General features: G+C 38.1%; 8 protein-coding genes. 6 read left to right on the top strand and 2 right to left on the bottom strand.

Annotated features, from left to right (window positions below; translation table 11 throughout):
• Positions 1-19: 19 nt before the first annotated feature.
• Both H4J76_RS01880 and H4J76_RS01875 read left to right on the top strand, forming a co-directional pair.
• Complete coding sequence (locus H4J76_RS01880; protein WP_182230001.1) at positions 20-2,710, top strand: nitrate reductase; 2,691 nt, start codon at positions 20-22, stop codon at positions 2,708-2,710.
• A 137-nt stretch (positions 2,711-2,847) separates the two neighbouring features.
• Positions 2,848-3,549 (top strand): VC0807 family protein, encoded by a 702-nt coding sequence (locus tag H4J76_RS01875; RefSeq protein WP_182230000.1) that lies wholly within the window; start codon positions 2,848-2,850, stop codon positions 3,547-3,549.
• 109 nt (positions 3,550-3,658) lie between these two features.
• Here H4J76_RS01875 and H4J76_RS01870 read toward each other — a convergent pair whose 3' ends face one another.
• Positions 3,659-5,173 carry a leucyl aminopeptidase gene (locus H4J76_RS01870; protein ID WP_404842484.1) on the bottom strand — a complete coding sequence of 505 codons (1,515 nt, stop codon included), beginning with the start codon at positions 5,171-5,173 and terminating at the stop codon, positions 3,659-3,661.
• 268 nt (positions 5,174-5,441) lie between these two features.
• Here H4J76_RS01870 and ltaE point away from each other — a divergent pair, with 268 nt between their 5' ends.
• The 4 genes from ltaE (at position 5,442) to glsB (ending at position 11,599) form a co-directional block, all read left to right on the top strand.
• Positions 5,442-6,461 (top strand): low-specificity L-threonine aldolase, encoded by a 1,020-nt coding sequence (ltaE, locus tag H4J76_RS01865; protein WP_182213401.1) that lies wholly within the window; start codon positions 5,442-5,444, stop codon positions 6,459-6,461.
• A gap of 99 nt (positions 6,462-6,560) precedes the next feature.
• The gene (locus H4J76_RS01860) at positions 6,561-7,823 is read left to right on the top strand and encodes a PotD/PotF family extracellular solute-binding protein (protein WP_182213400.1); all 1,263 of its coding nucleotides are present in this window, start codon (positions 6,561-6,563) and stop codon (positions 7,821-7,823) included.
• Positions 7,824-7,877: 54 nt separating this feature from the next.
• Positions 7,878-10,187 carry an ATP-binding protein gene (locus tag H4J76_RS01855; RefSeq protein ID WP_182221106.1) on the top strand — a complete coding sequence of 770 codons (2,310 nt, stop codon included), beginning with the start codon at positions 7,878-7,880 and terminating at the stop codon, positions 10,185-10,187.
• A 479-nt stretch (positions 10,188-10,666) separates the two neighbouring features.
• Positions 10,667-11,599, top strand: a complete 933-nt coding sequence (gene glsB / locus H4J76_RS01850; protein WP_182221107.1) for a glutaminase B — start codon at positions 10,667-10,669, stop codon at positions 11,597-11,599.
• A gap of 105 nt (positions 11,600-11,704) precedes the next feature.
• On the opposite strand, the gene astB is transcribed toward glsB, so the two are convergent.
• Positions 11,705-13,042 carry an N-succinylarginine dihydrolase gene (gene astB / locus H4J76_RS01845; protein WP_182221108.1) on the bottom strand — a complete coding sequence of 446 codons (1,338 nt, stop codon included), beginning with the start codon at positions 13,040-13,042 and terminating at the stop codon, positions 11,705-11,707.
• Positions 13,043-13,328: the final 286 nt, after the last annotated feature.

Here is a 13,328-nt window from a genome sequence, read left to right as displayed (position 1 = left end):
TGTTTTAAAGGTAAATTTTATGAGTTGTTCTCAATCATCACATATTGTTCAATCAACTTGTGCATACTGTGGTGTAGGTTGTGGTATTGATATTACGGTTAACAATGGCAAGGCCAGTGCATTAGTCGGCACCATAGAGCACCCAGCCAACTTTGGACAACTGTGTGTTAAAGGTACCAATTTATTAGCCACCACAGATTTAACCAACCGCTTACTTGAGCCACAAATAAATAATAAAACGGTTGATTGGTCAACAGCGACAAATCATGTTGCCGATAAATTTACACAAATTATTAAAGAGCATGGCGCTGATGCCGTGGCTTTTTATGTCTCAGGACAGCTACTGACTGAAGATTATTATCTGGCGAATAAATTAATGAAAGGCTATATAGGTTCAGCCAATATAGATACCAATTCACGCCTTTGCATGTCTTCAGCGGTTGCCGCTTATAAGCGCAGTTTCGGTGAGGACGTTGTACCATGTAGCTATGACGATTTAGACAGTACAGAGCTTTTATTAGTTACCGGCTCTAATGCCGCTTGGACCCATCCGGTATTATTTCAACGTATTGAACGTGCTAAAAAACGTAATCCAGCGATGAAAATTGTGGTTATTGACCCGCGTAAAACCGCAACCTGTCAAATAGCTGATTATTTTTTACCGATAAAGCCAGGCACTGACGCCGCATTTTTTAACGGTCTTTTAAACTACTTAAGCGCTAACAATGGCTTAAATAATGACTATATTGCACAGCATACCCAAGGTTTCGAACAAGCTTTATTAGCAGCAAAAAAATGGTCACTCGCTGAAGTATCAGCCTATTGCGATCTTGACCAACAAACCCTTGCCAGTGTCTATCAATTATTTGCCGACACTGAAAAAGTACTCAGCTTTTATTCAATGGGCATCAACCAGTCAAACTCAGGCACTGATAAGTGTCAAAGCATTATTAATTGTCATTTAGCCACCGGAAAAATAGCCAAAGACGGTTGTGGGCCTTTTTCTATCACAGGTCAACCCAACGCTATGGGCGGTAGAGAAGTGGGAGGTTTGTCTAATCAATTAGCCGCTCATATGGATATTGAAAACCCTGAACACCGCTCAACAGTGCAACGTTTTTGGCAATCCCCCACTATCGCTGTTAAAGCAGGTTATAAGGCGGTTGATCTGTTTGACGCTATCGATGAAGGTAAAATAAAAGCGGTCTGGATAATGGCAACTAACCCGATGGTAAGCTTGCCCAACGTTAAAAAAATAGCCCAAGCATTAAATAAATGTGAATATGTTGTGGTCTCAGACTGTGCTGAAAACAATGATACGTTAGACTTTGCTGATGTAAAACTACCGGCAACGTCATGGCTAGAAAAAAACGGTACCGTTACCAACTCAGAGCGCCGAATTTCGCGCCAAACTAATGCTATAGCTCCGAGCGGACAAGCAAAGCACGACTGGCAAATTATTGCGGACGTTGCCACGGCCATGGGTTTTTCAGGCTTTAACTATTCACACGTTAGTGAGGTATTTAGAGAGTTCGCTCAACTGTCAGGTTTTGAAAACAATGGCAAACGAGTCTTTGATATCTCTGCATTTTCAGCCATTACTCCAAAACAGTATAACCGTTTAAAGCCTCTACAATGGCCAGTTAATGATACCTATCCTGAAGGTAAAAAACGTGTTTATGAAGAGGGTAATTTTTCTACCCCTTCAGGTAAAGCTGTCTTTTTTCCTATTACGCCACGCCAGCCAACTCAAAAATTATCCGCTAAATTTCCCTTTAGGTTAAACAGTGGTCGATTAAGAGATCAATGGCATACGATGTCTCGAACAGGCAAATCCCCTCAGCTCACCGCTCATACCGATAAATGTTACCTTTATATTAATCCTGATGACGCGGCGAGATTAAGCATAGTAGATGATGAGATAGTCAATATTGCATCAAACACTGGGCAAGCAAAAGTGCATGCAAAGTTAGATAAAAACCAGCGTTCTAATGAATGTTTTATGCCTATTCATTGGAATAAGCAATTTGCGTCTAGCGCAAATGTTAACAACTTATATGAGAGCATTACCGACCCGTTTTCTGGTCAACCTGAAATGAAGCATGGCGCGATCGCATTAAGCAAAACAGACTTTGTCCAGTTTGGTCAACTTCATCTTAGCGAAGAATTTATCGTGCAATGCCAAATGAGTAATGACTTTTGGAATAAAGCACGCACCCATTATGGCCTTAGTTATCAATTTGCTAATATTGAACTTGAAAGTGACCTTTTAAATTGGTGTCAAACAAGCAGCCATATATCTGGTGAGTGGCACCAATTTAGCCAAGCAGGCACCTCTTACATTATTTGCTTACAAGCCAATAAATTAGTTTTCTTGTGTTATGTGTCAACAACACAGCCCCGTATTGAAAGCGCATGGCTTAATTATGCTTTTGGTCAGTCATCTCTAAGCGAAGCTAATATTAAATCTTTACTCGCAGGGACTTCAAGTGAAGAGTTCTCCAAAGGTAAACAAATTTGCAGCTGTTTTAATATTGGTGAAAAAGACATTGTAGGCGCAATTAAAGGCGGCTGTAGTTCTGTTGAACAATTAGGAGAGGGGTTAAAATGTGGCACAAACTGTGGTTCATGTAAATCAGAATTAGCTGCATTACTTAGTGAACATCACATCGATAAAGCCACATTAATTAACAGCTCCTGGGGAGAATAATGGATAGCGCTTGCCAGTAAATGTAAAGCTTGTGAGCACTATCAGATTATAATATGACATTTTAGCTATTATTAGATAAAATGTCGGCAGACTTAAATAAACTGGCGATGGTCAGTTGTGCCTAAATATGAAATATAATGCCAATTCAAACACCTGTTAAACGCCCGAATACCTTTTTAGAACTCCTATATAATATTGCTATTCCATCGATTATTTTAATGAAACTTTCGACAGATGAGTATTTAGGCACTGTACCGGCCTTAATTTTTGCCTTATTGTTTCCACTCGGTTATGGCTTGTATGATTTCATTAAAAACAAGTCGATGAATTTTATTTCCTTATTAGGATTTTTCAGTACCTTGTTAACGGGTGGCATAGGTTTATTTGAACTGGACGTTGAATGGCTCGCTATCAAAGAAGCTGCCATTCCATCTGTTATCGGCATAGTTGTGCTGATATCTGGTTTTTGGGGAAAACCCTTAATTGCTAAAATATTATTAAATCCACTGTTATTTAATTTAGATTTAATCTATCAAACGCTAGCAAGCAAAAACAAAACTGATCAGTTTAAAGCAAGAATTCAGTGGGCAAATCATCTTTTAGCTTCAACCTTTGTTTTTTCTGCCACGATGAATTACCTATTAGCTAAATGGATTGTTATTAGCCCCGCTGGCACAGTAGAGTTTAATGAGCAACTTGGCGAAATGACACTGTTAAGTTATCCCGTGATTGCCATACCTTCAATGGTGATGCTAATTGCAATTATGTTCTATGTGGTAAAAAGTACCATGAAATTAACAGATTTAACGTTAGAAAAAATATTAAACGGTGAGAAATAACCCCCTAATTACCGATTAATTATAGACGGATGTAAGTGGCTAACCCTCGACCTACTCCGTCTATTTTCAATAAAGTCAATTTTTGTATTGCTCAGTTAATAACCCTGTACTATTTTTCTTTAGTCATTAACCATTCAGACAATAACCTCACCCCAAAACCTGTACCGCCGGTGGGTACTTCATCTTTTGCTTTACTGCTAAGCGCATTACCGGCAATATCAAGATGAGCCCATCGTACATCGCCAACAAAGTGCTGGAGAAAACTAGCTGCTGTGGTTGCACCTGGCCCACCTGAACCGGTATTCTTTAAATCAGCAATGTCCGTTTCAAGCATATCTTTATACCCTAGCGGTAATCGCCATAAATTTTCATTCACTTGTTTACCTGCAAAGGTTAATTCGGTAACTAACGCTTCGTCATCTGAGAATAAACCAGCATAACGATCACCTAATGCTCGAACTTTTGAGCCCGTTAAAGTGGCTAAATCTATCATGATTTCTGGCTTGTAGTATTGACGCGCATACCAGAGTGCATCAGATAAAACCAAGCGCCCTTCTGCATCTGTATTAACCACCTCAACCGTTAGCCCTTCTGCTGTTTTAACGACATCACCAGGTGCTATAGAAAATTGAGAGACCATATTAGCTGCCATCCCCATGACAGCAACAACATTCACTTTAGCTTTATTTAAAGCAAGTCCCTTAATAGTCCCTAACGCTGCAGCTGCACCGGCCATATCCGACTTCATTCGGGCAATAGATGCGCCGGTTTTAATACTATAGCCACCAGAGTCAAAGGTAATACCTTTTCCCACTAAAGCGATCGGTGCTTCATCGTTGCCTTGATAATGGGCAACAACTAAACGTGACCCTTCTTTACTACCACGGCCAACAGCCTCAAGTGCTCCCATACCTAATTTTTTAATCTGTTTAGGCGTTAACACTTTTATTTCAACACCGAGTTTTTTTAACTCTTTTGCCGCATTAGCAAAAGCAACAGGTGTCATCTCAGTGGGAACTTCACTGGTTAAATCTCGCGCTAAAAAGACACCTTGCTCGATATTAGCTAATGGGGCATACGCTGCTTGAGCTTGCTTGCCATTTTCAACATCAAACATAAACGTTTTTTCACTACGCTTTTCATTGTGATACTGCTCAAAACGATGAGCACGTAAACTTACACCATGTGCCAATAAAGATGCGGCAGTATTGCTAGACACTAAATCATCAGTTGATACTTTAATAACCTGAGTTAATTTAGTGTCTAACTTAGCCAATAAGTTACCGCCCAAAGCGGTCAACTTATCTTTACTCAGTTGTGCTTGTGGGCCTGTTCCAACAATTAACACACGCTCATAATGTAAACCATAAGGTGCAACAACTTGTAAAAAGCTACCGTACTCACTGCTGAAACCTTCTGCTTTCACAGCTCTACTTAAGTGACCTTGACTTTCCTTATCGAATGCAGAGAAATCACTATTTTTCCCCTCTTTTGTGTGAAAGATAACTAAGGTATCTGCAACCGTTGAAACAGAATCTGCAAAAGTTATTGTTTCTGCCAATACCGTTGTGCTAGCAAGCATAGCGCCTAAAACAACTGAGATGGTGGTACGTTTTAACAACATAAAAACCTCTATTTAATGGATAATAAGAATAATATTAAGATATACGACAATAAAGTCATATTAGTTCAATGACTATTCCAAGGAAAATATTCATATAAAATAGAATTTTATAGCGATCAATTAAAGATTAATATGATTGATTTTTATCTGGTATTTAATAAAAAACATTATCAATGTATGTCTTTTTTAAAATGGTGTTAATTACCTATATTTAGGGCGGCATAACCGTTTATACTTTCTTGCTATTAATATTTGATTTGGATTTAACATGATTGATTTTCGCTCTGACACCGTAACAAGACCCTCCTTGAAAATGCGTAATGCAATGTCACAGGCAGAGGTTGGTGACGATGTTTATGGTGACGACCCAACCGTAAACGAATTAGAGCAATGGTCTGCCAAACGTCATGGTTTTGATGCTGCACTCTTTTGTAGCTCGGGGACACAAGCAAATCTACTCGCCTTAATGGCACACTGTCAGCGAGGCGACGAGTATTTGTGTGGCCAACAAGCCCACAATTACAAATTTGAAGGTGGTGGCGCGGCAGTACTAGGTTCAATTCAACCGCAACCGATAGAAAATGAGAAAGATGGCACCCTTTGCTTAATTAAGCTTGCCCAAGCGATTAAACCCGATGATTCGCATTTTGCTCACACAAAACTGGTTAGCATTGAAAATACCATAAATGGTAAAGTACTGCCGCTACACTATTTAGCAGAACTGCGCGAGTTTGTTAATAAGCATCAATTAAGTTTGCATTTAGATGGCGCGCGCGTATATAACGCTGCGACCGCATTAGACGTAGATATCACTGAGATAGCCCAATATTTTGATAGCATGTCGATTTGTTTATCTAAAGGCTTAGGCGCACCAATTGGCTCATTACTACTAGGTTCAACGCAAATCATCAAGCAGGCAAGAAGATGGCGAAAAGTACTGGGTGGCGGAATGCGTCAAGCCGGTATTCTCTGTGCAGCAGCTAAAATAGCGTTAACCGAAAATGTTGAAAAACTTAAAGTTGACCACGAAAATGCTTATTACTTGGCAGAGCAACTTAATAAAATAAGCGGGTTTACTGTTAATGTAGAGCAAGTCACCACTAATATGGTCTTTGTAAAAGTCGACAGTTCTATCGATATTAATACCATGGCTAACGCGCTAAAAACAAAAAAAATTCTAATATCCCCCAGTGAAAACATGCGTTTGGTAACTCACCTAGATATTAGTAAAGCAGATATTAATAGCTTTATTACAGCGGTAAAAAATCACTTAACGAGCGTAGCTTAAATTTTTAACTAAAAAGTAAATATTGTGCTATTCGTAATAGATTATTTTGATTAATTATCTATACTCGATATATCAAATAAATTATATGCGAAAAATCAAATGGATAAGTCTCGTAGAAGCGTGATTAAGAAAATAGCCTTAGGCGGCGCGGCAACCATAGCCATTGCCAAAGCGCCCTATGTATTTGCGCGCAATAAGGTGACCTTACGCATTTTGGGTACGCATGTAACATTACAAGAAGAATTACGACAAAAAGCGATGGAAGACCTAGGGATAAATTTGATATTTGAGCCTAAAGGTAGCGCTGCAGTTTTACAAAAAGCGTCAATGTTTCCTCAGTCATTTGATCTCTATGAGCAATGGTCAAACAGTATTAATGTGCTTTGGCGCTCTGGTGCTATTCAATCGATAGACAAAAGAAGAATAACCCATTGGGATGAAATTAATAACCTAAGTAAAACAGGAAAAATAACGCAGTCGGCGAAACTCGGTGACGGCGATGCACCTTATAAAATATTACACGTACAAAAAAACAATCAATTAGGCGAAAACCATACCAACGATTTAAGTTTCTTACCCTATGTGCATAATGTTGACTCTTTTGGCTACAACACTGACTTTATTAAAAAAGGCATACCTTACGAGACTGAAAGTTGGGGCTGGCTATTAGATGAAAAATACAGTGGCCGTGTCGGTATTATCAATGCGCCGACCATAGGTCTTTTTGACTTAGCTCTCGCCGCACAAGCTAAGAATCTAATGTCATTTAATAATATTGGCGCCATGACCAAGCCAGAATTAGACAAACTTTTTGGTATATTAATAGGATTGAAACAAGCAGGTCACTTCAGTGGTTTATGGACTTCGGTGCCTGAGTCGATTCAATTTATGAAATCGGGTCGTGTGGTAATAGAAAGCATGTTTTCTCCTGCTGTAGCCTCACTAAACGGGATGAATGTGCCGGTAACTTACGCAGCACCTAAAGAGGGTTATCGCGGTTGGCACGGAGTCATGTGTTTATCTAAGGCGACAACTGGCAAGGTAAAAGACGCAGCCTATGATTATATGAATTGGTGGCTATCTGGTTGGCCAGGTGCTTACATTGCCAGACAAGGCTATTATATTTCAAACCCTGAGCGTACTGCTCGCTACCTTTCTCCTCAAGAGTGGGATTACTGGTATGACGGAAAACCCGCCGCGATCGACTTAAAAGGTACTGATAATAAAGTATCTGTTTATAAAGGAAATATTCGTCGCGGGGGCAGTTATGAAAAACGATTTAGCAATGTTGCTGTTTGGAATACCGTTATGCCAACCTATGACTATAGCCTGCAAAAGTGGTATGAATTTATTAATGCTTAAACAATCAAATTTTTATGCCAATATAATAAGCATTCAAACTCAAGGGTGCCAGTAATGTTTCGAAGTTTAAAAACACAATTGATGCTTTCGCTCGCCCTCATTATTTTACTTTTTATCGGCCAGGAGACTGTTTCGTATCAGAACCAAAAACGATTAGTAACGGGCTTAGCCTCTAATCAAGAAATAGTTGATGGAGTCGTTCAGGTTAAAGCATTAGAGAAAGATGTTTTAGATTTACAGCGCAATGTGCTTATTTATAAAGAAAATCAAGCTTCTTCAGTATTAAAACGATTAAATGACATTATGAGTTCGGTAACGGGGAAATTAGCTATAACCTCGCTCTTTATCGAAAAAAATAACATTGGCACCGATCAGCAAGTCGCGATAGAGAGTATGCGCGATCACTTAAAAGCTTATCGAGAAAACTTTGATTCGGTTGTCTTACTCATCGATAAAAAAAGTGAATTATTTAATAAAACTATAGTAACTCACTTAAGCCATCTAAATACCATCACCGCTGAGGCATCTAATGGTATTCATCTTAACCAATCTATTCAAACGACTCATGTAACAACCAAGAGACTTGCAGATCTGACTTCGGCCCTACAACTTTCGGCTTATCAATACTTTATCCGACCTAATACTGAGAATATTACCAACTTTCAGTCTATTTTTAGCCAAGTAGAAAGTACCGCAGCGCCACTTAATATCGATGGCTTTACTTCAACATTAACCGCTTTATCTAGTGACTTTAATTTGTTGACGCAAGTAACCCGAAATTATAATTACTTAGTCAATGTGGTTATGTCTGGCTCTGCTAACGAATTTTTATATTTAGCAAAAAATTTAAGTGAAGTTGCTTTAACCCATCTTGATTCAAGTAACGCTCAGCTGAACACCCTAGTTGAAGAGTCTGTTATTCGTGGCAATATTATGTTTATTCTTGGTATTTTCCTGACCAGTCTTATTACTGTCTATATTTTGAAAAGACTTATATTTCCAATAGAAAAAGTAACTCAAGTATTTAATGCACTTGCTGAAAATAAAATAATTAATGAAAAGCTTGAACTTAACGTTAATCGCAAAGATGAGATAGGTCATCTAATGAAATCGGCGACTATATTTCAATTAAAAAACAAACAAACCAATGATTTATTACAACAGTCACAACAATTAAATCAACAGCTGGTTCTATCACAAAAAAGGGCTGAACAGGCAACTAAAGCAAAAAGCATGTTTTTAGCAAATATGAGTCATGAAATTAGAACACCAATGAATGGTGTGGTTGGTATGCTGAGTTTATTATCTAACACGCCACTAAATGATGAACAAAAAGAATATATTAATTTGGTAAATTCGAGCTCTGAATCATTGTTGACCTTAATTAATAGTATTTTAGACTACTCTAAAATTGAATCAGGAAAACTAGCAATAGAAAGTATTCATTTTAATGTCACTGATATTATTAACGAAGTGGTCATAATAATGAATGCACTTGCTGAAAAAAAATCATTAGTACTTAACATTAGGTCGATGTCACTTTCACAAAAGACCGTTATTGGCGATCCTACAAGACTTAAACAAATACTGATTAATCTGCTAAGTAATGCCATTAAGTTTACCGAGCAAGGCACTATTGACCTTGAAGTTGAACTGACAGAAATAAATAAAGAACAACTTAACTTCTCGTGTAAAGTCAGTGACACAGGTATAGGCCTTTCAGAAGAACAGCAGCAGAATATTTTCACTCCATTTTCTCAAGCTGATAATTCAACCACTCGAAAATATGGCGGTACAGGTTTAGGTTTAACGATTGTAAAACAGTTATGTGAACTTATGTCCGGAGGTATAGATATAAAAAGCACCTTAAATAAAGGTAGCTGCTTTTCCTTTTATTTAGTTTATCAAAAACCAGAAAATGATATTACTGACAGTGTTGAGCCAGACATCACAATTAACCCGGTTAACTTATCCTTTAAAAAAATACTTTTGGTGGAAGACAATAGAATAAATCAAATTGTTGCCACTAAAATTCTAACCAAATTAACGTTAAGTGCCGACATAGCCGTAAATGGTATTAACGCGCTAGAAAAACTAAACTCGTCTAGTTACGATTTAATTTTGATGGACTGTCAGATGCCTGAAATGGACGGCTATCAAACAACTAAAGCTATTCGAGCCGGTGAGGCAGGGAAAGAGCATCAAGATATTGCGATTATCGCTATGACTGCCAATGCGATGAAAGGAGATAAAGAAAGGTGTTTAAGTGCCGGTATGAACGACTACCTGGCTAAACCCATTGATATCAATAAACTCCACCAAAAACTTACGTTTTGGATGAATAAAAATAATAAAACATCATAAAAATAGGGTTTTTAGTATTAATGATGTGATAAAAATCATCAATACTAAAAGTTAAATCGGCGTGTGACTAAGACGACAAGGCCTAAAGTAAAATACCCCATGTTGACGGTTCAGGTACGCAGTGGGTATTGGCTTAGTACCGGCAAAGGATATTTCAATGCGGGTAATATCACTAAGGCCATTAAAACCAATAAATTGTAAAAAATAATTTTTCTATTATTTTCACACCACTTATTTATCTTTAAATTTCCATTGCATTATGAATTTTTTTGCAAATTGCAAAGGAGAATAATCTCGTACCCATAATCGATGATTATTGATATTCTATAAACTCTAGAAAAAGCTAAAGTGCATGATTAGCTCATTAATTGTTGAATGCTTATTTAAGGTCAAAGCGTTAAATAAGTCTCTTTAAGGCAACATCTCAGATTTATTTTGTGCATAATAGCGCCTCTGCACTTTTAACATCGAGCCATTATATGAAAAACAACATAGTTGACTTACAAGGTAAGCTAAACGCATTACTGCTTTCTTACCGTGATAGCTTTGTCGAGGGTGCTGTAGCCGATTATATTCCTGCTCTTGCTAGTGTAAAAGCCGATTTTGCCGGCATCGCAGTCGCGACCATTGACGGAAAAACAGTTGGCGCCGGTGATTATCAGCACGCTTTTTCTATTCAAAGTATTTCAAAAATATTTGGTTTAATAATGGCGATGAATCGCCTAGGTGATTCTTTGTGGCAACGCGTGAGAATGGAGCCTTCAGGTCAACCTTTCAATTCTATTATTCAGTTGGAGTGGGAAAAAGGTATTCCCAGAAACCCGGTAATAAATGCGGGTGCTTTATTAGTGGCTGACGTATTAACCAGTCATTACTCAGCAAGTAAGTTGGCTTTTTTAGGCTTTGTTAGGAAGCTAGCAAACAATGAAGACATTCGCGTTGACCTTGAAGTTTATCAATCTGAATTCACCCATGGTAATCGTAATGCCGCCCTAGCCTACTTAATGAAAAGCTTTGGTAATATTGAAGCCGAAATTCCAGATGTACTCAGCCATTATTTTACTCAGTGTTCAATTAGCATGAGTTGCGAGCAGCTCGCGCAAAGTTTACTATTTTTAGCCAACAAAGGTGTCGACCCATTAACGAAACGGGTTATTTGTAGCCCAAAAGATGCACATCGCGTTAATGCAATATTATCAACCAGTGGTATGTATGATCAATCTGGTGAGTTCGCTTTTTCTGTCGGCTTACCAGCTAAAAGTGGTGTGGGTGGTGGTTTAATTGCTATCGTGCCAAATTATGGCGTGATCTGTACATGGAGCCCACCGTTAAACAGTTTTGGTAATTCTGTTGTTGGTATGAAGTTAGTAGAAGGTATTGCAGAAGAATTAGGCTTGTCTATTTACCATTAATCGCTGGCATCAGCTATTTGTGTCTTAAATACCTAGGTTAACTAAAAGCAGCACGTTTCTAGTTAAAAACGGCTGCTCAAAGTCACTTATTGTGCAAGTATATAATTATTGTTGAAAACGATAAACTGCACCTAAAGATAAGATTTGTGAAAGTTCATCTAATGCCGTGCGTGACTCAATAATTAATTGTGGGTCTCGTAAATCATCTATGACTAATTTGTCGCGATAATGACAATTAACCCAAGTCACTAATCGGTTATATAATGCTGGTGTTAGCAAGCAGTCAGGATTAACCCCAAGTAACTCTTGCTCGGTGAGCGCAACTCTTAGCCGTAAACATGCCGGACCACCACCATTTTTCATACTTTCATTGACATCAAAAAACTCAACATGATTTATTGGGTTATCACCAGCAATTAATGTTTGTAGGTAATGATTAACCTGACTATTTTCCCGACAATGCATCGGGGCAATAATAGCCATAGAATTATCAGCTAATGTGACAATTTGAGTATTAAATAAATACGTATTAACCGCTGCTTCAATCGACACTTGCTCGGTTGAAACTTCAAGAAAGTGCAGTTTATCGCCGTTATACTTTCGAGTGACTTCGGCTTTGAATTCTGCCGTATTTAAATATGCTTGCTCATGGTAAAGAAAAACATTCTGGTTACCGACGGCAATCACGTCATTATGAAAAACACCTTGATCGATAATATCGGGGTTTTGTTGAACAAAAACAGCTTTATCTTCAGAAAGGCCATGTAATCTTGCGATCGCCTGACTCGCCTCCAACGTTTGACGAGCAGGAAACTTAACGGGTGCTGGTTTATTTCGATTAAAAGCATAACGACCATAAGTAAAGATCTCTATACCAGCATCTCCATAACCTTCACATAATCGCGTATGGTTAGCAGCCCCTTCATCACCAAAGTGTTCATTATCGTTAAGGTGCTGATGATGCTGAAAATACTTATCATCGTTGAACATAGCTTTAAGGATTTTACTGGTCGTTTCAGGTTCGAGTGAACGATGAAACTTATTCGCTAAATTAGCTGAGGTAAAATGGACCTTTTTATCAACCGTATCCGCTGATGGTGAAACGGTTGCTGCATTGGCTGTCCACATCGTTGATGCAGAACAACAAGCGGCGAGTAGTGTTGGCGAAGCTTTATAAGCTGCTGACAATATTTGCGCATCGCTGCCGTGAAAGCCCAATCTTTTAAGCGTATAGAGGTCAGGACGTTCTTGAGGAGCAAATACGCCTTGTTTTAACCCCATATCATGCAATGCTTTCATTTTTTTCAAACCTTGCAAGGCTGCTTCTTTAGGGTTTGAGCTGTTATTAGTATTTGATAATGAGGCAACATTCCCCTCAGAAAGACCCGCATAATTATGGGTTGGGCCCACTAAACCATCAAAATTCACTTCAAAACTTTTCATTATTACCTCAACCTTTTAATCGTTTTTTTAATTTTTTTTAACATCATAGTAAAATACGCACCAATCAAAATATTGATCATCAATATATAAAAATTTTATATTAACGTTTAATTTATCAGTAGTCATAGCGTCATTAACTGAACATAACCTGCAACAATCTATAATGTAAATAAAGCGCGTAAGTTATAAATACCATAAGGGCTATAAGCCCGAAAACACTTATTAATTGTATAAAAATTGATAGATGAAAAAAGTTAACCTATCAGATGAATTTATCTCGTTTGCT

Source organism: Colwellia sp. BRX9-1 (genome assembly GCF_014077195.1).
GTDB lineage: Bacteria > Pseudomonadota > Gammaproteobacteria > Enterobacterales > Alteromonadaceae > Colwellia_A.
The sequence above is the reverse complement of the archived record's forward strand: the minus strand, read 5'-3'. Positions and strand labels throughout refer to the sequence as shown.